The organism is Marinicella marina (assembly GCF_030065545.1).
Taxonomy (GTDB): domain Bacteria; phylum Pseudomonadota; class Gammaproteobacteria; order Xanthomonadales; family Marinicellaceae; genus Marinicella; species Marinicella marina.
The window spans coordinates 1-21,230 of sequence record NZ_JASJNC010000008.1 but is presented as its reverse complement, the minus strand read 5'-3'; the positions used below and the strand labels follow the sequence as shown (position 1 = coordinate 21,230).

The 21,230-nt window shown below is 38.8% G+C and carries 17 protein-coding genes; 7 read left to right on the top strand and 10 right to left on the bottom strand.

Translation table 11 applies throughout. The annotated features are described in order from the left end of the window. Position 1 precedes the first annotated feature (1 nt). The 4 genes from QNI24_RS12700 to QNI24_RS12685 are packed head-to-tail and all read left to right on the top strand — an operon-like array spanning position 2 to position 3,498. Positions 2-1,414, top strand: coding sequence for an AMP-binding protein (locus tag QNI24_RS12700; protein WP_267176671.1), 1,413 nt, complete (start codon positions 2-4; stop codon positions 1,412-1,414). Continuing rightward, positions 1,377-2,042: an iron-containing redox enzyme family protein gene (locus QNI24_RS12695; protein ID WP_267176672.1), complete on the top strand. Its 666-nt coding sequence runs from the start codon at positions 1,377-1,379 to the stop codon at positions 2,040-2,042. Before QNI24_RS12700 ends, QNI24_RS12695 begins: the two co-directional genes overlap by 38 nt. Further along, positions 2,039-2,851 carry an SDR family oxidoreductase gene (locus QNI24_RS12690; protein WP_267176673.1) on the top strand — a complete coding sequence of 271 codons (813 nt, stop codon included), beginning with the start codon at positions 2,039-2,041 and terminating at the stop codon, positions 2,849-2,851. The genes QNI24_RS12695 and QNI24_RS12690 overlap by 4 nt, the downstream gene beginning before the upstream one ends. After that, complete coding sequence (locus QNI24_RS12685) at positions 2,848-3,498, top strand: tetratricopeptide repeat protein (RefSeq protein ID WP_267176674.1); 651 nt, start codon at positions 2,848-2,850, stop codon at positions 3,496-3,498. The genes QNI24_RS12690 and QNI24_RS12685 overlap by 4 nt, the downstream gene beginning before the upstream one ends. Positions 3,499-3,866: 368 nt before the next feature. Here the strand turns inward: QNI24_RS12685 and QNI24_RS12680 are convergent, their stop codons facing one another. The 8 genes from QNI24_RS12680 to QNI24_RS12645 all read right to left on the bottom strand — a co-directional run bounded on the left by QNI24_RS12680 (position 3,867) and on the right by QNI24_RS12645 (position 14,778). After that, positions 3,867-4,799 (bottom strand): sodium:calcium antiporter, encoded by a 933-nt coding sequence (locus QNI24_RS12680; protein ID WP_267176675.1) that lies wholly within the window; start codon positions 4,797-4,799, stop codon positions 3,867-3,869. 445 nt (positions 4,800-5,244) lie between these two features. Further along, positions 5,245-5,997, bottom strand: a complete 753-nt coding sequence (locus QNI24_RS12675) for a transglutaminase-like domain-containing protein (protein ID WP_267176676.1) — start codon at positions 5,995-5,997, stop codon at positions 5,245-5,247. A 135-nt stretch (positions 5,998-6,132) separates the two neighbouring features. Next, positions 6,133-8,040 carry a heavy metal translocating P-type ATPase gene (locus QNI24_RS12670; protein ID WP_267176677.1) on the bottom strand — a complete coding sequence of 636 codons (1,908 nt, stop codon included), beginning with the start codon at positions 8,038-8,040 and terminating at the stop codon, positions 6,133-6,135. Next, positions 8,037-11,159, bottom strand: coding sequence for an efflux RND transporter permease subunit (locus QNI24_RS12665; protein ID WP_267176678.1), 3,123 nt, complete (start codon positions 11,157-11,159; stop codon positions 8,037-8,039). Before QNI24_RS12665 ends, QNI24_RS12670 begins: the two co-directional genes overlap by 4 nt. Before the next feature lie 11 nt (positions 11,160-11,170). Continuing rightward, entirely contained in the window at positions 11,171-12,085 is a 915-nt protein-coding gene (locus QNI24_RS12660) for an efflux RND transporter periplasmic adaptor subunit (protein ID WP_267176679.1), read from the bottom strand. Further along, positions 12,082-13,389, bottom strand: a complete 1,308-nt coding sequence (locus QNI24_RS12655) for a TolC family protein (protein WP_267176680.1) — start codon at positions 13,387-13,389, stop codon at positions 12,082-12,084. Before QNI24_RS12655 ends, QNI24_RS12660 begins: the two co-directional genes overlap by 4 nt. Positions 13,390-13,478: 89 nt before the next feature. Continuing rightward, the gene (locus QNI24_RS12650) at positions 13,479-13,811 is read right to left on the bottom strand and encodes a hypothetical protein (RefSeq protein ID WP_267176681.1); all 333 of its coding nucleotides are present in this window, start codon (positions 13,809-13,811) and stop codon (positions 13,479-13,481) included. A 79-nt stretch (positions 13,812-13,890) separates the two neighbouring features. After that, positions 13,891-14,778 (bottom strand): cation efflux transmembrane domain-containing protein, encoded by an 888-nt coding sequence (locus QNI24_RS12645; RefSeq protein WP_267176682.1) that lies wholly within the window; start codon positions 14,776-14,778, stop codon positions 13,891-13,893. A gap of 69 nt (positions 14,779-14,847) precedes the next feature. On the opposite strand from QNI24_RS12645, the gene QNI24_RS12640 reads away from it, so the two are divergent. The 3 genes from QNI24_RS12640 (at position 14,848) to QNI24_RS12630 (ending at position 17,200) form a co-directional block, all read left to right on the top strand. Next, complete coding sequence (locus QNI24_RS12640; RefSeq protein ID WP_267176683.1) at positions 14,848-15,246, top strand: Cd(II)/Pb(II)-responsive transcriptional regulator; 399 nt, start codon at positions 14,848-14,850, stop codon at positions 15,244-15,246. A 171-nt stretch (positions 15,247-15,417) separates the two neighbouring features. Beyond that, positions 15,418-15,996: a recombinase family protein gene (locus tag QNI24_RS12635; protein WP_267176684.1), complete on the top strand. Its 579-nt coding sequence runs from the start codon at positions 15,418-15,420 to the stop codon at positions 15,994-15,996. Position 15,997: 1 nt separating this feature from the next. Beyond that, entirely contained in the window at positions 15,998-17,200 is a 1,203-nt protein-coding gene (locus QNI24_RS12630) for a hypothetical protein (RefSeq protein ID WP_267176685.1), read from the top strand. Positions 17,201-17,202: 2 nt separating this feature from the next. Here QNI24_RS12630 and QNI24_RS12625 read toward each other — a convergent pair whose 3' ends face one another. Both QNI24_RS12625 and QNI24_RS15485 read right to left on the bottom strand, forming a co-directional pair. Beyond that, on the bottom strand, positions 17,203-20,205 hold the full coding sequence (locus QNI24_RS12625; protein WP_267176686.1) for a Tn3 family transposase: 3,003 nt from the start codon (positions 20,203-20,205) through the stop codon (positions 17,203-17,205). A gap of 935 nt (positions 20,206-21,140) precedes the next feature. Beyond that, on the bottom strand, positions 21,141-21,230 hold a 90-nt coding region (locus tag QNI24_RS15485; RefSeq protein WP_430539204.1), incomplete at its 5' end, for an integrase core domain-containing protein.

Below are 21,230 nucleotides of genomic sequence, written 5' to 3'. Positions count from 1 at the left end.
TATGAATCATTTAATCAATCAAATTTATCAGTATGATGATCTGCATCCAAATGAACCTGCACACTTGGCGATTCATTTGGATAATGGCAAACACTGGCTGGAAACTGATCGAGTGGCCACTGAACTAGGCTGGGTACTGGTTCCTGTGCCGCACTTTTTTACACAACAACAAATTAACCACATGCTTGATAAAGCCGCTGTTAATTGTGTAGTTTGTCATGAGTCAATCAAGCCTTTCTATGAAAGTTTGGGTTTCTCTGCTTGTGAAGATTATTCCCAAGGAATCTGTTTTTTGAGCAGAAAAAAGTATTCAGCAAAAACTTTGCATCATGGCACCCATAAAATCACTTTCACTTCAGGTTCAACGGGGACTCCTAAGGGCGTTTGTCTGAGTAAACAACACCTCTCCAGAGTGGGTCAATCGTTGGCTGGGGCTACAGCTGAATTTAACTTAACCAAGCATATCAGCTTATTACCTTACAGTGTGTTACTTGAAAACATGGCGGCTCACTATGCCAATGATTATGCCGAACTTGAAATCATCAGTCCCCCTTTGGCAGATGTTGGATTAACGGGTTCTGGCCAGTTCGATGTAAAAAAATTAGTGGATGCGTTACTCCTACATCAGCCAGACAGCATGATTATGATGCCGCAAATGTTGAAACAATTAATCAGTTACCAAATAAGTGTCAAAGCCGACTTGAGCTTCATTAAATTCATCGCTGTGGGTGGCGCGGTTTGCACCAAAAGCACCATTGAACAAGCACATCATTTGGGGCTACCCGTTTATCAAGGTTATGGCATCAGCGAATGTGGTTCAGTGATTACGTTGGATACCAACACAATCGCTCCAGGCACAGTCGGGAAAGCCCTTGCGCATTGTGACTTAACACTGGCCGAAGACGGAGAAATAGAAGTCACAGGACCCATGTTTTTAGGTTATTTGGGTGAGGAAGAGGCTGTCGATAGCCAAGAAAATGCCACCAGGTATAAAACCGGTGATATGGGTTATCTCAATGATCAAAATGAATTAATCATCACTGGCAGAAAAAAGAACATCATCATCAATTCATTTGGCAGAAATATCATGCCTGATTGGATTGAAGGGGCGCTTTTATCAATTAATGGCATATTTCAAGCTGTCGTTTATGGCGAAGGCAAGCCTTTTATTTCAGCTTTGATAGTGACCCAACTGAACCCAAACCAGTTGAATAGGGCGATAACCCAACTGAACCAAACATTACCTGATTATGCAAGGATCGAGCAGTATTTAACAGTTCAACCGTTCACTGTCGCTGATGACATGTTAACCAATTCAGGTAAAACAAAACCATTTCAAATCATTCATCATTATAAAGATCAATTGGAGAATTTATATGCAACAAGCATTAAAAAACAAGCCAACGCAATTTGAAAAATTATGCATTGATACGCAAAAAGAACAACAAGAATTACTTGATGTTCCTGTTATCAATCAAGCAATGCAAGGCAATATTTCCCGAGATACTTACATCGCCTTTTTAACCCAGGCATACCACCATGTTAAACACACAGTGCCTTTGCTGATGTACACCGGTAGCCGTATTTCACATCAGGATGAGTGGCTGCGATCTGCCATGGCGGAATATATAGAAGAGGAGATTGGTCATGAAAAATGGATTCTTAATGACATCAAAGCGGCTGGCGGTAACCCAACAGAAGTGAGTCAGTCAGAACCTGCCTTTGCAACAGAAATGATGGTTGCCTACGCCTATGATTCTATCAGTAGAAAAGACCCATTAACCTTTCTAGGCATGGTTCATGTACTGGAAGGTACCAGTGTTGCCTTGGCTACCAAAGCGGCCAACACCATCAAGGATTCACTGTCGCTGCCCAACAATGCATTTACTTATTTATATTCTCATGGAGATTTAGATCAAGACCACCAAAAGTTTTTTCAAGACCTTATTAACCGAATGACTGATTCTCAAGTAGATATCGTGATTCACTCTGCCATCAGGTTCTATCAACTTTATGCCAATATTTTTAAGAGTTTGTCATGACTAACAGCATCCAATGGGACCAGACTGTAGTGGTTTTAACCGGTGCTTATGGTGGCTTGGGCAGAGCACTTGCCACATCACTGTCTGAAAGAGGTGTTGAACTCATTTTGGTTGGCAGGAACCTTGAGAAATTAAAGTCACTGGCATCAGAACTGCCCAGTCAAACACATTTCATGTCAGGAGATGTATCAGATCCATTTACTTTAGATGCCATCAATCAATTAGCCAATGGTTCTGACAGGCCAATTCGCATGTTAATAAATAATGCGGCAGTCAGTCATGTTTCATATTTAGAAAATTGTGATGACCAAGCCATCATTGATACGGTCAATGTGAACCTCATAGCGCCCATGATATTAAGCAAAAAACTACTTGCTTGGCTGAAAGCTGGTAATCGGGCTCAAATCATTAACATCGGATCTAGCTTTGGTGGCATTGGTTTCCCTGGGTTTAATACCTATTGTGCCAGTAAATTTGGACTGCGTGGTTTTACCCAGGCTTTGAATAGAGAACTTAACGGCACATCAACAACAGCTCAATACTTATCCCCAAGAGCCATGTCAACCAACATCAATTCTAATGAAGTCAATGCATTGAATTCACAATTGGGGAATGCCGTAGATAAGCCAACAAAAATTGCACAATCAATCATTGATTCAATCGAAAAGAAACACTCAGAAAAGTTCTACGGCTGGCCAGAAAAGTTTTTCGTAAAAATCAACGCGTTGATGCCCAGTCTGGTAACCAAGGGCATTAACAAGGACCAAAAAACCATCCAACATCATTTAAACAACGAGGTTAAGTCATGAAACAAAATACATGCATCTATTTAACAATCTATACATTACTATCATTCAGTATTCAGACCCAGGCAGCCATGTCGGAAGAAGTCGTAGAAATTCAAAAGCAGTGGGCCGAAGTAAATTACATGCCCGATGGCGATGCCAAAGAAAAGGCTTTTGAAAAGTTATCAAATGTCGCCACCCAAATCAGATTAAACCACCCTCAAGATGCAGAGTCTTGGATTTGGGAGGGTATTGTCTATTCTTCCTATGCAGGGGCTAAAGGTGGTATAGGTGCCTTGAGTCTGGCTAAAAAAGCCAAAGCTGCTTACGAAGAAGCCATTCAAATTGATGGTTCAGCACTCAATGGTTCGGCCTATACCAGTTTAGGAATACTTTACAGTAAAGTGCCTGGTTGGCCAATTGGATTTGGCAGTGATAAAAAGGCCATGAAACTGCTTAAACAAGGCTTGAAATATAATCCAGAAGGCATTGACTCAAATTATTTTTATGCCGAATTTTTATACGAAGAAGAGGATTACTTAACTGCCAAAAATCATTTACAAAAAGCAAAATCAGCGGAGCCAAGAACTGACCGGCCTAAAGCAGATGAAGGCAGACACAGAGAAATTGAGCAGCTTCTGGTTAAAGTTAATGAAGAATTAGCTGATTGATTCACCCTCAAAGTATTTAGCAACACCTTGAAATCAAACTGCAGTGATCAAAAGCTATTGGTCACTGCAGAATTATGATCTAAGTCACTGCTTTGACATTATGTTAACTCAACTCACATCAAAGAAGTTACAAACTTTTTTTGAAAAACCCAAGGCCTCGTGAGGTTTTTTGTCTTGAAATTTGCTTCGATGAATCGTTGTGAGTAAATGGCTCAATCGTGTGGTCTGATACCTTAAGATATTTTTTTCTGAGAGGTTTGTTTAAGTCATTTTTTAAATACCATATGTTTGCCAAATTAGCTGACTCTATCTGCTTATCGGGTTTGATCAGGTGAATGAATTGTTCAATGATTTTTTTACAATGAGCTTCAGAACACCTTGAAAATTAAATATGAAAAATAGAGGGATAATATAATCAGGGCTTCGATCTTTTGAATGCCTCTTTTATAAACCAAGAAGAACAAGCATGCTGAAGTTAGTACGAATAGACCGGGTAAATCAAATTCTAAATAAGATGACTGAATCAAAACTGGGCTGATTAAAGCCGCGGCACCTATAGGTACCAATGTGTCAAAAACATTACTGCCCAGTATATTACCTATGGACAAACTGTTGCGTTTACTTAAAACTGCACGCAAAGAAATAGCGAATTCAGGCAAACTGGTTCCAGGGCCAATGATCATCACTGCCACCACAGATTGTGGCAGTTCGAATAGTACCGCTAAATTGGCAGCACTGTTAACAGTCAATTCAGCACTGAAAGTAATAATGACCAATCCGGCAATCAGCTTCAACCAAGTCATTAAGCGAGGGTGTATAACCAATGCTTCATTGGTTGAGTTGTGCTTGCCGTCAAAAAAAAGAACCATTAAATAAGCACCATAAACCGCGATTAAAATCGCTCCATCCAAAGCACCAATCATCAAGTCTAAACCCATCAATAACAACAATATGACTGATAACAGCAAAGTAGAACCGACTAAAAATATTTCTCGCTTTGTAGCCAGCACATAAGTAACCAAACCCATAAATCCAAGGACAAAGCCAATTTGGGTATAAGCACTACCAATACTGGTGCCAAAAATAATGCCAGACATGTCCTTACCAGCCAAAGAGTCCAAGGATGCAGAGATGGCAACAACCAGCTCAGGTAAATCACTGCCGATGGCCAAAATCACCATGCCAACAAATAAATCTGAAAGTTGGTAAATTTGTGCCAATTTAACCGAAGCATTAATGGTTATGAGGCTTGACCAACCCAATATACCGACAGCAGTTATCAGCAGAAGGGCATCAATCATTGATAAATTTTATAACCGAATGTGTACAAGGGGTTTTGCGCACATTCCCTCGAAAATTCACATATTTCCATCTATGTTGCTGATTTAAATCATTTTTAAGGCATGTAATTTTCCGATTAGTCAACTTTTAGGCCACAATATCATTGAATTGAGCCTAAATTCGGTCAATGAATTCTGGTTTTAGCATTTGTAGCCTCTTTTAATTCACCCATTCCCTCGAAAATTCACACATATTTTGATAGGTGTCTGTATTTAAATGCTTTTTTAGGAAATATGGTTTAATCATTTTCATAATGTACTGATGGATCAAATACCCCAGGATAAGTAAAGTCAGGCCCAAGTTGTATATTGGACCAACAGGTGTATTCATGCAAACAGTTACGGGTTGATGAATATTGCATCACTTTGAAGCCTAACTTTCCTCATGAATTTGAATGAGCACAACCTAAATTATTTTCTTTCTTAACCGTGAAACATTCCAGTTAATCAAATGCCTCATTAGTCGTTCATAAAGCCACTTTTTAATTCCGGAGAGGTTTGTCCCAACCTCAGAATAAAAATCATCTGGCGAGTCATATACACCATAATCATCATGTATACCTTCCTTTTGAATGTAAGTATCTTTCCCTTGCCAGTCAATCTCAGGATTTGACAAACAAGTTGTTGCCACACCGTATCCACAGAACGAGCCTTTTTCACTTGGGAATTTCGCTTGAATAGCACTTAGGTAAGGTTGATCTAGAATGAACCCTTCAAGATTAATCCATCGCCCTTCATAAAAAACTTCTACCCAACTGTGAATGATGTATTTAGGGGCCAGCCAAAAAATATAACTTGGTATCGCACCTTTTTGAAGTTTCTGGTCTATGGTAAATCCATGAAACCTACAAGATATGCCAAGACCACGAAGTAACGCCATAAGCAGATTGCCCTTGGTGTTGCACTGACCATAACCATCTGAAAGCACTTGGCTTGCTGGAATGTCATCACTTATGTTGTAGCCAAATTTCACCTCATCACGTACATATTGATAGGCAGCTCCAATTTTTTCGTACTCATTCAATTTCATCCACGCTCTTGATTTGATTAAGTTTTGAATACTTAGGTTTTCATAGTCCAAAATTTCAGTGCTGGATGTGTAAATTTTGTTTATGGCTTCAGTCCCACCATCAATTTTATTTGTTTTTTTGGTTTGCATAATAACTCTTAATTACATGTTATCTCCAATTTTAATATCTATAGTAACTATAGAGTCAAGACTCGATTTAAATAAACGTATTTCTGATTATAAGTGATAGCAAGCTACCGATTGGCAGCTTGCCGTTGTTGAACATTACCACTTCATTTTTTGTAATCTCACAGCGTTTAATATTGCCAATAACGCCACACCAACATCAGCAAAAACCGCTTGCCACAAGGTAGCCATACCAGCTGCACCCAAGATTAAAACAAGCACCTTTACACCAAATGCCAGAATGATATTCTGCCAAATGACTCCTTGAGTGGACTTACTGATATTAAAGCCCGTAACAAATTTTGAGGGTTGGTCTGTCTGAATAATCATATCAGCCGTTTCAATAGCCACATCGCTGCCATTGGCACCCATAGCAATACCTAAGTGACTGGTTGCCAACACCGGTGCATCGTTGATCCCATCACCCATGAAAGCAATGACCTTAGTTGGGTCTTCCTTGAGCTTTTCTACATGGTTCAATTTATCCTCAGGAAGTAAGCCACCCCTGGCTTGGCTGATTGATAATTCTCCAGCAACCATTTGTGTGATCGAATCCTTGTCACCTGAAAGCATGACAATTTCTTTGATACCTAAGTTCCTGATTGCCAAAATGGTTTGATTTGCATCATCTTTTAATTCATCCGAGATGGTTACAAAACCAGCATAATCACCATCAATTGCAACCAAAACAATGCTATCAACTATTGAATCAATTTCATCAGGTGTTTTGATTTCAAATTGATCCATTAACTTTTTATTGCCGGCTAGCACACTCTTGCTCTTCACTATTCCTCTTAGACCTTTCCCAGCTATTTCATCAACATCACTGGCATCAGAAATATCAGCGGAATTTTCATATTGCATGATGGCTTTGGCAATTGGGTGGGTTGATGTCTTCTCCAGTGACAAAACATAGCTCATGAATTCATCCTCAGTCATATCATTTGAGATATTGATTTCTTTGACCTTAAATGTTCCCTTGGTCACCGTTCCTGTTTTGTCCATGACCAAAGTGTTTACTTGTATCAAGGTATCCATGAAAGTAGCTCCTTTAAACAAGATGCCATTTTTTGAGGCTGCTCCCAGGCCACCAAAGTACCCAAGTGGTATAGATATCACTAATGCACAGGGACAGGAAATCACTAAGAATATCAATGCCCTGTATAGCCAATCCTGAAACTGATAGGTTTCAACAAAAAAATAAGGAAGAATGCAAATTGCAATGGCCAAATAAACCACGATGGGGGTGTATATTTTGGCAAGCCTTCTGATAAGTAATTCAGTCTTGGCTTTTTTAGCTGTTGCGTTTTGAACCAGGTTAAGTATTTTTGCCACAGATGAATCGTTATATAGCTTTTCAACCTCAACCTCAATTACTGACTCAAGATTAATTGAACCTGCCAAAACATTTTCACCTTCAATTAAACTTTGAGGCTTACTCTCTCCTGTTATTGCAGCTGCATTCAAGCTGGCCTTATCAGAAATTAACTTCCCATCAAGCGGTACTTTCTCACCCACCTTAATTTGAATGGTATCGCCAATCTTGACAGACTCTGGGTCTACTGTCTGATAATTACCGTTAGTAAGCACATGTGCAGTTTTAGGCCTCACATCGAGCAAAGCTGTGATGTTATTCTTGGCTCGATTAACTGCAGCGTTTTGAAACAACTCTCCAATGGCGTAAAACAACATCACTGCAACACCTTCTGGATACTCTCCTATAGCCATGGCACCAACTGTCGCAATAGTCATCAAGAAAAACTCTGTGAAAACCTCTCCATTCTTGAGTGCCTCGATAGTCTCTTTAATTACCGGAAGGGCAACTGGCAAATAAGCTGCAATGTACCAGGTAACTAAAACCCACCCGTCAAAGAACTCATACTTAAAAACATGCTCAATGGCTAAACCAGTGAGTAATAATATAAATGATGTGATTGCTGGTAGATAACCACTGTTTTCATGATTGTGATCATGACCGTCGTTTTCTGTATGTTCATGTGAGCTCATGATTTTTCTCCATTTTCTTTTTTATCCTTTGACACCCATTCATACAAAATGGGCAGGATAAATAATGTTAATAATGTTGATGAAATGATGCCGCCTATGACAACTGTAGCAAGTGGGCGTTGTACTTCAGCACCAGTACCGGTGTTCAGTGCCATTGGCACAAATCCCAAGCTTGCAACCAGTGCTGTCATCAAAACCGGACGCAGGCGTGTCATTGCCCCTTTGATCACCGAATGGTAAAGATTACCTGTTTTTTCCCATAAATCCTTGATAAATGAGAGCATCACTAAACCATTGAGAACAGCCACGCCAGATAAGGCAATGAAGCCAACTCCTGCTGATATTGAAAATGGCATGCCCCTTAACCAAAGTGATATCACCCCACCTGTTAGCGCCAATGGAACACCAGTGAATATAATCAATGCATCTTTAAAGGAGCTGAATGCCATGATCAGCAGGCCAAAAATAATGATCAAAGTGATGGGTACAACAATAGAGAGCCTTTGACTGGCCGATTCCAACTGTTCGAAAGTGCCGCCATAATCAAGCCAGTAACCAGCTGGTAGTTTGACATCTGATGCAATTTTGATTTTCGCCTCATCCACAAATGAACCTAAGTCCCGATCTCTGACGTTGGCAGTAACCACCACACGACGTTTACCATTTTCCCTACTAATCTGATTGGGTGCTGGTGCCTGAATCAACTCGGCAACCTCACTTAAAGGCACGTAGCTGCCATCATTTAAAGGCACTGGAAGCTCAGATAAACGACTCAAATCACGCCGCAACGACTCATCTAATCGAACCATGATTTCAAATCGTCTGTCACCTTCATATATGGTTCCAGCCCCTTGGCCACCAATGGCAGTTTGAACAACATGTTGAACATCAGCCACATTAATGCCATAGCGTGATAAAGATACTCGGTCAGGTATCACCGAAAGCATGGGTAGGCCAGTCACTTGTTCTACCCGGCCATCAGCCACACCATCGATCTGCTCAATGACTTCAAGTATCTCATTGCTTGATTCAAGCAGCTGATCCAAGTCATCACCAAACACCTTAATGCCCAAATCGGCTCTGACGCCAGATATGAGTTCATTAAAGCGCATCTGGATAGGTTGAGTGAATTCATAGTTATTACCTGGAAGTTCACGCACCGCTGCTTCAATTTGCTCAACCAATTCACTTTGAGTTAGGGTTGGATCTGGCCACTGGTCCCTGGGATTGAGCATGATGAAATTATCAGCTACATTTGGTGGCATAGGATCGGTTGCAACTTCAGGTGTACCAATTTTGGCAAACACTTTTGCAACTTGTGGAAATTCCAAAATCCTTTCCTCCAACACCTTTTGCATCTGGATGGCTTGCTCTAAACCTGTACCTGGTATCCTCATTGCATGCATGGCAATATCACCCTCATTGAGTTCAGGAATAAACTCTGAGCCCAATGTGGTTGCTAACCACCCAGCAAAACTGACCAACGCCAAGGCACCAACCAAAACCAACCAACGTAATTTAATGGCTGCTTTTAACAAGGGTTGATATATGGATTTGGCACCACGAATGATGAAGCTTTCTTTCTCACTGACCTTACCATTCATAAATATGGCAATCGCTGCAGGGATAAAGGTAAATGAAAGCACCAAGGCAGATAGCAGCGCCATCACCACAGTTGATGCCATCGGGTGAAACATCTTACCTTCCACACCAGTTAAGGAAAACAGCGGAATATAAACGACCGTAATGATGATCACACCAAACAAACTAGGCCTGATAACCTCATTGGTTGCACTGAAAACAACTTCTAACCTTTCTTTAAGAGGTAAAAGCCCTTTCTCTTTCTGGGCCTCAGAGAGCCTTCTAATGGAATTCTCAATTATGATCACCGCACCATCAACAATCAAACCAAAATCCAAAGCGCCCAAGCTCATTAAATTGGCTGAAACACCAGCCTCAACCATGCCACTGATGGTTGCCAACATGGCAAGTGGAATCACAGCAGCTGTGATCAAAGCTGCTCTGAAATTACCCAGAAGCAAAAACAAAATAACAATGACCAACAAAGCCCCTTCAGTCAGGTTCTTTTGTACTGTCCAAATGGCCTTATCAACCAAGGTAGTTCGATCATAAACCGAATCAATCACAACCCCTTCCGGTAAAGTACTCTTAATCTCATCGATCTTCTGAGCGACAGCTTGCGCTACAGCTCTTGAGTTTTCACCAACCAACATCATGGCTGTACCTAAAACTGTCTCTTCACCACCTTGAGTGGCAGCACCGGTGCGTAGTTCCTTACCAATTCCAACCTCAGCAATGTCTTTGATTTTAATGGGTGCATGGTCAATGTTCTTAACTACCACATCCTCAATGTCACTAATGGTTTTTAATTGACCTGGTGATCTGATCAGGATTTGCTGACCATTGGTTTCAATATAGCCTGCTCCGACATTGGCATTGTTTGACTCAAGTGCATCACTGATATCCTCAAATGAAATCTCATAGCTCAACATCTTTTCAGGACTGGGGTTCACATGATATTGTTTGTTATATCCACCTATGCTATTTACTTCAGTAACTCCTGGCACCAGCGAAAGCTGTGGTTTGATAATCCAGTCTTGAATTTCCCGAAGCTCTGTTGAGTCAATGGAAGTTCCATCCTCCTGAAGGTAACCATCTTCGGCCTCAACGGTGTACATAAAGATTTCACCAAGACCAGTTGCCACTGGACCCATCTCAGGCTCCAGTCCTTCTGGGAGTAACCCTTTGATAACCCCCAACCGTTCATTAATCAGGTTTCTGGCAAAGTACAGATCAGTACCTTCCTCAAAAACCACAGTGACTTGAGAAAGCCCATAACGTGAAAGTGATCTTGTGTATGAAAGTTTTGGAATACCAGCCAAAGCGGTTTCAACTGGATAAGTAATCCGCTGTTCTGATTCAAGCGGTGAAAACCCGGGTGCTTCGGTATTGATTTGCACTTGGACATTGGTGATATCAGGAACTGCGTCAATCGGTAGTTTTTGATAATTCCAAACACCAGCTCCAATCAACAACAAAACTCCGGCCATGACCAACCAGCGCCTGTTGATAGAGGCTTTAATAATAGATTCAATCATTTTATCCTCCTTCAGTGATCGTGTGATGCGCCTGATTTTTCTAAATCAGCCTTAATCAAGTAACTATTTTCAGAGACATAAACATCACCTAAATGAAGGCCTGAGAGGATTTCAGTGAACTTTCCATCGGTTCGACCAGTCTCGACCACAAGAGCTGTATATGTATTGCCAGTTTTAACAAACACCACAGATTCATTCTCAATGATTTGTATGGCTTTGGAAGGAACAACCAAATCAGCTTCAGTAGTATTTATACTCACTTGTCCTGATACCAACAAACCAGTAGTCCAGTCACGAGATTGGTTACTAATCAATACCCTGGCAACCGAATATGGCCTTTCATCTTGTGAAGGAATGATGTGCTCAATCTTGGATGTAACAGTCTTATCTGATCCTGAAATAAGTACCTGCTGATCACTGTTTATTTGATTCAGCTGACCTGGGAATACTTGCAGTTCAACCCAGATTTTTTCAAAGTTGGCCACAGTAAATAGCACTTGATCAAGCGCCATTTCTCCGGGGTTGGCATGCCTGGCAACCACAACACCTGGCATAAGTGCTTTGATAGGGTATTTTTTCAAACTCTCATTGGATTCAACAAAAGCCAAAGTGTCACCCACTTTAACTGTATCACCAATTTGAACATTGACATTGACCACTGTACCTGGGAACCTGGCTCTGATGTGGCTGACTTGGCTTGGATCATTAACTGTTTTTCCATATACTTTGAGTTGTTCATTAATGATGCCAGATGAGGCAATGGCAGTTTCTATCATTGATTTTTCTGCGATATGATCATCAATTGTGACCATTTGCTGCTCTTCATGATCACCATCATGCTCATCATGATCACCAGATGCATGAGTTATTAGAGAAAGGGATAAAAGTACAATAATGATGGGTAATTTAAATAGAATTGACTTCATGAGTCACCTCCGTGGGTTTGTTGGATATCGTTGTAAATGGGTTCTGCTGTGATTCGCTCCAATTGCACACCGTAATTCAAGATACTTTGGGCAGTATCAATCAATGATTTTTTAGATTGGATTAAATCAGCTCTGGCAGCTGAGTATTCGAGATAGCCATACCTACCATCAAGGTATGCCTCTTTGGTTAACTCAAGCGCATGAGTTAATGCTGGAATGATTTCATTCTCAAGGACATTGAATTTTTCGATGGCAGCTTGTCTCAATGAATAAAATTCATTGACCTGTCCATACAATTCAAGCAGAGCAATTTTTTGTTCAGCACGGGATGCATCAATATCGGCCTCAACCTCCATCAAGTTACCCTTATTTCTTTTTCTTTTGAACAGCGGGATACTGAATCCAGCTGTCAGCGCTGCATCATGGCTTTCTTCAAACCTGCGAACACCCAAAGACCAATTGACATCTGCTTTGGATTCAGCCTGAACAACTGCCAACTTAGACTCTGCCAATCGCTGGTTCATCGTCAGTGCTTGGATTAGATTTGACTTCTCAAGGTTTTGATGGAGTTGGCCAATCTCTTTAACCACCCCAAAATCAAATAACTCACCGGATAATTGACTGAACTGAGGTTGTTTTTCTGACCAATATAAACTCAAGTTGACACTTTGTCGTTCAAGTTTGCTTTGTTCAGCGTTAAGGGTTAACTGTGCTTGTTTAAGCGAGGCAAATGATCGTTTGACCTCAACATCACTGATGGCTCCAGCTTTTGCTTTGCGTTTGACCGATACATAAATGTCCTCGCTTAGTCGCACTGATTCTTCGGCAAGTTTTACACGCTCCTGTGTGGCCAATACATCAATAAAGGAATCAGTTAACTTGGATATGAGATCCAATGATTTTATTTTCCTTTGCGCATCAAGGAGGCCATACTTTGTTGAGACAAAGTTTTTTCGGGCATCTTTCTTCCCTCCCAGCTCAATAACTGATGAAACAGAGACGGTCAATTCACTTTGGTCAAAAGCTGTGTACGGTTTGCTTCCTAAAAAGTTTTCGGCTTCTAAACCCATTTCGATTTCCGGGTTCAAGCCAGCGGTGTATTGCGCTCCTTCAAGTGAGCGCTTTCTCAACTCAAATATCTTGAGTGACGGGTTTTGTTCCAGCATCAAATTGATGGCTGTTGCCAAATTGATATCTTTAGCAGTTAGTTGGTTTGATGATATTAATAACACCATCAACAACCATTTATTGGCTCCACGCCAATTAAACACGCCAGGTGGCACGTTCTTATTAAAGTAAGTCATGATAAGTTTCCTAAATCTTAAAAATTAAAATGCATTTGAAATACACGCCCATGTAGTGGATGCATTTCAAACTGTGTTTATATTAAGATTTAAGCTTGGGGTGGCCGAAGAAGCCTGGATGCAAGGTTACTTGTAAAAGAATGGTCTGAAATAGAAATGGCTTGGTTTAATTCTAAATATGCCAAGCTAAAAGATGGTGGTAGCATGGATGAGACATGACCACCGTGGCAATGACAACAGTGATGACAATCAAATGAATTTAATTCTTTTTGAGGCGTTAAATTGGTATCACCTTCATGTTCATGTTCAAACTCTAAATGCTCAGCACCTGATTGGTGTGATTGGTGAACATCAGACACAGCAGCAATGGACTGAAAAGATACAGCCATTACAAGCAGAATTATGAATAGTTTAAAACCCATTAAATTTAAGTGTCTTTGTGTCATTTTTGTTTAAGACCTATATTCTATCAGTTTGTTCAAGTTAAATACACTTTGCATGTCATGACTTGATTTGCAAAATTCGTCTGGCACCATTTAATACAAAAGCTACGATGACTAAACCAATGATTAAATCCGGTAAAGCAGATCCTGTCACCATAACAAGCACTCCAGCTAAAATTACACCTGTATTGGCTATAACATCATTAGCTGAAAAGATCCAGCTGGCTTTCATGTGAGCACCGGAATCTTTTTTCTTAGCAATTAACATTAAGCATGTCACATTGGCCACTAAAGCAATCAATCCCATTCCAATCATTAGAGTTGAAACTGGATCACTGCCATAAATGAATCGCCTCATAACTTCAAATAACGCACCTAAACCTAACAACACCTGCAACCAACCAGATAGGTGTGCAGCCTTGAGTTTCAACTGATCACTTTTACCAACGGCATAAATTGCAGTGGCATAAACAGCAGCATCAGCAAACATATCTAAAGAATCTGCAATCAACCCAGTTGATTGAGCAATAACACCAACCACAAATTCGATAACAAACATCACTGCATTGATAATCAGCAACCAGAGAAGAACCTTAAATTCTTTACTGTCTTCTAAATTGGCATTACTGATGGCATCCGTTAACGCTTCAGAATCAATTTGTTGGGTCTCAAGTAGACTGGCTCCCAAATTTAAATTTGTTAACTTTTGCTGAATTTCATCGATACTATTTTCATGGTAGACCTTTAACCTTCTTCCAGGAATATCAAAGTCCATGGCTATTAAAGACTGACAATTCTCCAGCGCCATGCGGATCATACTTTCCTCAGATGGACAGTCCATTTTGGTCACTTCAAAAGTACTGACCAACCCATGATCAGGAACCTTTGTGACTTGATCTGTACTTTGCGCTGTATTGTTACAACTGTTACCGCAAGAATCTGACATTTGAATGTGCTTGTTTTTATCAAGCGTGCAGTTTAATATCTATAGCCACTATAGAGTCAAGAGTAAAATATGAAAATCGGACAAGTATCTAAAAAAACCGACCTTTCCGTTCAAACCATTCGTTACTACGAAACCCAAAATTTAATTAAATCAGCAGGTAGAACTGATGGTAATTTCAGGGTGTATGATTCAAAAGTCATTGAACAGCTGGAATTCATTAAGCACTGTCGCCACCTGGACCTTTCGCTGAGTGACATCAAACGGATTAATGAACTCCGTGACAACCCCAATGCCGTATGTGAAGAAGTGAACGAGCTCATCAATGATCAAGTCAAGATGGTTAAAATTAAAATGAAGGAACTTAGACACCTAAAAACACAGTTAGAAGCACTTACTGACTCCTGCTCGAATAATCAAAAAGTTGGTGATTGTGGAATTATTAAGTCATTGCAAGAGTGTGATTGCTAGTTTATCTAATGGAATAGTCGGTGACTATTATATGTTTCATAAAACGTTCGTTTTCTGGTACATGACCATTCAGCAAAATTTGATGACCATGAGCTTGAACTGCAAAGTCTCATATACACGTCTCAATAATTAAAGTATCATATACTTTTGTTTTTTGGGTTTATTGAGAAATTGGGTAAGAAAATCGGATATGCTAGGGTTTCTACTGATGATCAGGAATTGAATCTGCAGATTGATTCATTGCTTAAAGCTGGCTGTAATAAAAAATTAATTTATACAGACAAAATTTCAGGAGCCAAAAGCTCAAGACCAGGTTTAGATGCTTGCTTGGAGAATTTGGAATCTGGAGACACATTAATTGTATGGAGACTAGATCGGCTTGGAAGGTCAATGTCACACCTGGTAAATCTGATTGAGTCACTGTTAGAGAAGAACATTGGCTTTAAATCAATCCAGGATGGGGCCATTGATACTACAACTGCATCAGGTGAGTTGATGTTTAATATATTCTCAGCCCTCGCTCAGTTCGAAAGACGATTAATTCAAGAAAGAACTAAAGCTGGATTGGAAGCTGCCAGAGCCAGAGGAAAACTTGGAGGCAGGCCAAAAAGATCAGCCAGAGATCCCAAAGTAAGAATGGCTCAAGAAATGAACAAAAATAAGTCGCTAAGTATAAATGAGATTTGTGATTCACTCGAAATATCACGAGCTACTTTCTACAGATACCTATCAATTGAAAAAAATACATAAGATGAACTTTCTCTTAACAAAATATATTTATCCAATAGATGCGCCTATAGCTATATCAAAAAGAAACAATTTTTCGCTAGATAATCCAAGAACTGAAAAAGAAATTGATGCCATCTATAATTATATTAGTAAGTCTTATGATGTTAATCATGAATATGACATGGGTGGACCAAGGGTGCCAGTTGAAAACACTCCTGAATATCCAGAGGGCAACGTAACCTTAACTAATACATTGCAATTGTTCAAAGAAAATTATGGAGGTAAAAATCGGTATATCAAATCATTCTTCAGTAAAAATTCAAAAGACTCAGTCTTTAAATTAATTTCCAAAATGTGGGTCATTGCTCGCTTTGATGATAAAGGCAGTAGCAAAGAACTTGAAGACCGCTTTAATCAGTTAAGAGGAGAAGACCCAGAAGCGCGATTCTTTACTATTTTAAACGATGATCATCCATTAGTGTCTATTCCAAAAAAAATGATCAATTTTTCAACTTTATTGTCATTGTTAATTCAAAAGGATTTAGAAGGTCTTGAAATCAACTCATTCATAATTCAAAAAGATTTTGAGCGGATAGAAGACTTTAAAATTGACAGAAAAGTAAATAATTCAATTCTTGAGTTTGTTTATTTTGCTCACAGAAATAAAGTTAACCATGATTCCGACTATTGGTCTAATTTTCATTTTGCTAAAGATTTGATTGTTATTGAATCACAAAAACTAGATTCGATTGATGAAGAAAACCATGTAAAAATATTGGAATCAGTCTCAGAAATTCTAGCATCACTTCTTGATGTTTTTGTGGACCAAAAACTTCAGGTTGTCACTTTAACAAGTATTTTGGAAATGATGCTGACTCATAATCCTGATTACAACAGGTTTAACGTTGAGGATTCCATCAGTAAGCAGTTCAAACTAAAAACATCTCTCGTTCTCTATCTTTATGACCCATTAATTTCTCTTGATGAAACACATAAACGTCTCGGTGAAATTTACTCACAACGGTCAAGCATTGCTCATGGGAATTTTTCTGCTTTAGAAAAATATATCCAAAAAAAATATAGAGAAGGTTTAAAAGACAATCCCGAATATGAAAAATGCTTTGTGATTGAAGAAGTAAACCAAGACCTAATACTTTACATCAAGGTTGTAATTGAAAAGTTTTTAGAAGATCCCGGTTTAATCAAATACCTTAAAAAAAATTAACCCTATATGAAAGTATCAATCCTACTTAACATAAATTCCAAATCAAGTTCACTTATATTTGGGTGAAATGAGTATTCACCATTCAGGTTAATATGCTGCCATGCCACTGGAGAGAGTTGTGCAATGTATTTAACTAATTCAGGTTTATTTTGATCCTGGCTCATTTTTAGAAATGTAGACAGCAAGGCTGAGTTGTAATAGATGATGCAGTTAGATACAAGCCTGGCACAGTCATTCCATAGTGATACCTGGTAATCATTGCCTCCACGAAATTTATTACCATTGACAGAAGCAATGGCCCTCCGAAGCTGATGATAGGCCTCACCTCGATTAAGTGCTTGCTGAACATAGTGCCTAAGCTCATCACTATCTACAAACTCTAAAATATACAATGCTTTTATCAGCCGGTCATATTCACGTAGGGCTGAGAGGGTTCTGTTTTTACCAGTACTCAACTTTCTGACAATGGTACTTTGTGAAGCAGTTTTTTCGCTTAGTGAACATAGTATGTGTTGAATGTTGTCCCATTCACTGGCTATCAAGGATTCGTTAACTTCATTTTTTAGTTTGATGAAAGGGCTTGAATCCGCGTCTTCAAAAACCACAAACAGGTCGAAAAATATCTTTTTGACCCGGGCATACCTGGGAGCAAATTGATATCCAAAAAAGTCCAGAATGGCAAAATTAACATTGTTTGTCCCATGTGTGTCCGTTGATAAAACATTGGGTTGAATTTCTGAGGTATTATTAAATAACAAATCGAACCCGAAATGACCTTCGTATTCATTTGATCCACTTATCATTGCATTGACCGGTACCCAATTGGAAACCAGAGATAAAGATGAAAGGGCTTTGCCTTTAAAAAAGTCTTTGGCTGAAAACCTGGCTTTGTATGTATTGATTCGGCATTCAAAATTTTGACCGTCAATACTTGAAAACAAATCTCTGTCATTGATGTTGTAATAGCTGAAAATTGGTAACTCAGCAATGGCGTTGGAGATATTGTCATTAGCATCTTTCAAAGTTGAGGCTCTCAAAAAAGTCTCTTCTACATGTCGTAACCTACCGATTGATCTATCAGATATGTTTGCCATCTTATAGAGCCCATAGTTGGTTCCATTGCCCAGGATACATGCGATTAAATCGTTATAAAGTAAATCATCTTTTTCTTTGGACATTGTTGCGTGTTCAAAAGCATCAAGGTAGTTAGTTTTTTGTGCCACATATGACATCAACTCAACGATTCCAAGATGTTGAATTTGTTTGTAAATGGGGTTGTCAACACTCTCTTGCCACCTTTTGTTTGGTATGGACCATTTGAATTGTTGCTTACCTGGAAGGTATTCAACATATTTATTTCCTCCGATTGCAATGGTATTGCTGAAAGATTTGAGTTTAGTTTCGAGTTGATCAAGTTTTGATTCAAGCGTCTGAGATATGGGCGTTGAAATGGCTGGTTGGTTGGTGTTTTTTATGATGCTTTCTTTTTCATATTCCCAACTACCCCTGTTGATTAAATCTGAAGACAAGCTCTTATTTTTGATACTGTTTTTAACAGTAATCGAGTTTTTAGAGTACAGTTGGTAAATCCTTCTGTATAAATAATATTCAAATCGATTTGATGAATTTTCATGGCACTCAAAAAACTTTTGCTCATTCTTGTTAATGAGCTCAAGATTGATTGATTCGATTTTTCCATGTTCCTGCAGTTCTTTTTTAGTTTGATTAAAAGCAACTGCAAGCTCCTTTGAAATATGATTGTATTCCAGGTCCAATACAAGAAAAATTGACCGTATTTTTCTGGAAACTTGTGTGATGTTCTTATCAATGTATTCCCATTCATAATGATGTGTGTCATAGTTCGAATCTCTGAGATGGTTACTAAGAATCTCAATCTTTTTCTTCGATAGAACTTTGTAAGCTTTCTTTCTGATATTGCCAAATGAAATCTCATTTCCAATGTCAGCATCGATATAGATTTGTAGTAATTCACCCGCTGCTTTTAATTCTTTCCTGATGATATTCACATCCTCAAGAACTTTCTTCTTTGCATGTTTCTTAGATGATTCATGAAGCTTTCTTGACAAATAAACCAAAGCAGTGATCAGGTTATCATTGGCTTCCTGATAACGAAAAAATAGGTACGCAATTAAATAAAGAATTGTCTGATTGTCATCATGCCGCTTCAGCGCATACACACTTTTTACTCGTACCATAGATGCGTAGTATTCAAGGTTGGCAGGTGACAAGTTCAACTTCTTGATTACTGCTTTCAAATCCGGATAAAAGGGGTGAATTCGTTGATGTGTTTTGATTTCTCTTTTGATTTCACTAACTGAAAAATCACTACTGGATCTTTTTAGTTTTGAAAGTTCTGTGAATTTATCCTTTGAATTCAGGATTTCAAGCAAAGTAGATTTGGTGTCGCCAGGCAGGCTGGCATTAAAGACTTTATTGATCCGTTTCCTTTCTGAAGTAATTACATTGGTTATTAAATCTAAAATAGTGGTATACCCAGGCAACACAATTCTGTTCTGACTGAAATATGAAATACAATCATCCAAAATATATCTCGGGTCTATTTGAATTTTTGCAGTATGAGTTAAGCGTTTTAATAATTCTGCTTTATGTTTTCCTGGTTTGTATCGTATGAACCCAAGATGCTCCAGAAGCCGATTCATCAAACGAATTCTAAATTGCTGTGTTAATTTGAATTGTTTTAATTGCTTACCGTTGAAATACTTGTTCAGTACATACTCAAGATCTTCTGTTACCTCAGAAGCAGAAAAGTCATAGATTAATGGTTTGGCTCTGAAATAGCCTAATAGCAATAAAAAATATACTTTAGCTTCAAATTTATTTAACCTGTAGGTGAACTTTTTAACTGATTCATCCATAGAGAAAAATTCTTCTCTATCTGAGTGATTAAAAGAGGGGAGAGAATATACTTCATCGATCTCGGCTTTTTTTAGGACTACAAGCCGCCTTACCTCATTTTTTGCCATAACATGTTTGTATAAAAAATGACATTTTGCAAAACATGTCATTCACAATCAATCACTTAGAGAAAAATATATGAATTTTAGAGGGGATGTGTGGAATTGAAGCCGTTTCTGTAATTCAAAGCAGAGTTAACTACATTTTTTAGAGCTGATATTGATCAAATAAAGGTTGTGACAATGAATAAATAGGTGAATTAACTGATTTATTTGTATTTAATATCAAGCGCTTAGTAAGAATTATATGAATTAACGAGGGAATGTGCGCAAAACCCCTACAAGTTATTTGAGTCTGAATAAGAGCTGTTAATCATAAAGCCATTAAAGCTCATTGGCATTGATATTGGTCAAAATAGATGATTGAAACGCTGTATTGATTGTATAACGGTCACAAAGAACAGGTAACGAATACAACGAACACCAGGTCATCAGTACTTGAGTGGCGTTCCATTCTTTAGTTGAATTGATCTTCAAAACAATATGAAAGTGGTTGTTCATAATAGCGTAAGAGCACACATCAATAGCATACACTGAAGTGACTTGTTTGATGCGGTCAATGAGCCATTGGCGGCGGTGTTCGAATGATTTTCCTGATATCCTGTCCTCCCCACAAAGGAAGGCTCTTCTTACGCATCTAGATACCACATGATAATACGGGGTTTCCTCAACACAAATCTACTGGCTTCGTGCAATAGTCATGATTAATTCCATTTAAAAATATGATTTTGGACATTTTAGGCGAAATAATCTGTAGCAATTATCTGATGAGTTTGTAAGAATTCATTCAAAGTGGTGTCTGTCCTTGATTAGTTCTATCTTAGTAGCAGCCCACATAAATTGATGCTTAATGAGGGTAAGTTAGTTTTGGAGAAAACAGATGTTTAAAATTGGTGTGACCTTTCCCCCAACTTAGTACCGCGGCTTGGATGAGATAATTCATTTTATGCTGCCTGATTAGCAAATGCCACTGGCGTCATATATTTCAATGAACTGTGTGGCCTAATGTGGTTGTAGTGTTTTCTCCATTTGTT

What these genes read in the sequence shown, in the direction of transcription:
- QNI24_RS12625 (WP_267176686.1), bottom strand. Translation starts at nt 20,205, where the DNA reads ATGGCAAAAAATGAGGTAAGGCGGCTTGTAGTCCTAAAAAAAGCCGAG.
- QNI24_RS12690 (WP_267176673.1), top strand. Translation starts at nt 2,039, where the DNA reads ATGACTAACAGCATCCAATGGGACCAGACTGTAGTGGTTTTAACCGGT.
- QNI24_RS12630 (WP_267176685.1), top strand. Translation starts at nt 15,998, where the DNA reads ATGAACTTTCTCTTAACAAAATATATTTATCCAATAGATGCGCCTATA.
- QNI24_RS12670 (WP_267176677.1), bottom strand. Translation starts at nt 8,040, where the DNA reads ATGAGCTCACATGAACATACAGAAAACGACGGTCATGATCACAATCAT.
- QNI24_RS12675 (WP_267176676.1), bottom strand. Translation starts at nt 5,997, where the DNA reads ATGCAAACCAAAAAAACAAATAAAATTGATGGTGGGACTGAAGCCATA.
- QNI24_RS12640 (WP_267176683.1), top strand. Translation starts at nt 14,848, where the DNA reads ATGAAAATCGGACAAGTATCTAAAAAAACCGACCTTTCCGTTCAAACC.
- QNI24_RS12665 (WP_267176678.1), bottom strand. Translation starts at nt 11,159, where the DNA reads ATGATTGAATCTATTATTAAAGCCTCTATCAACAGGCGCTGGTTGGTC.
- QNI24_RS12695 (WP_267176672.1), top strand. Translation starts at nt 1,377, where the DNA reads ATGCAACAAGCATTAAAAAACAAGCCAACGCAATTTGAAAAATTATGC.
- QNI24_RS12660 (WP_267176679.1), bottom strand. Translation starts at nt 12,085, where the DNA reads ATGAAGTCAATTCTATTTAAATTACCCATCATTATTGTACTTTTATCC.
- QNI24_RS12645 (WP_267176682.1), bottom strand. Translation starts at nt 14,778, where the DNA reads ATGTCAGATTCTTGCGGTAACAGTTGTAACAATACAGCGCAAAGTACA.
- QNI24_RS12650 (WP_267176681.1), bottom strand. Translation starts at nt 13,811, where the DNA reads ATGGGTTTTAAACTATTCATAATTCTGCTTGTAATGGCTGTATCTTTT.
- QNI24_RS12680 (WP_267176675.1), bottom strand. Translation starts at nt 4,799, where the DNA reads ATGATTGATGCCCTTCTGCTGATAACTGCTGTCGGTATATTGGGTTGG.
- QNI24_RS12655 (WP_267176680.1), bottom strand. Translation starts at nt 13,389, where the DNA reads ATGACTTACTTTAATAAGAACGTGCCACCTGGCGTGTTTAATTGGCGT.
- QNI24_RS12685 (WP_267176674.1), top strand. Translation starts at nt 2,848, where the DNA reads ATGAAACAAAATACATGCATCTATTTAACAATCTATACATTACTATCA.
- QNI24_RS12700 (WP_267176671.1), top strand. Translation starts at nt 2, where the DNA reads ATGAATCATTTAATCAATCAAATTTATCAGTATGATGATCTGCATCCA.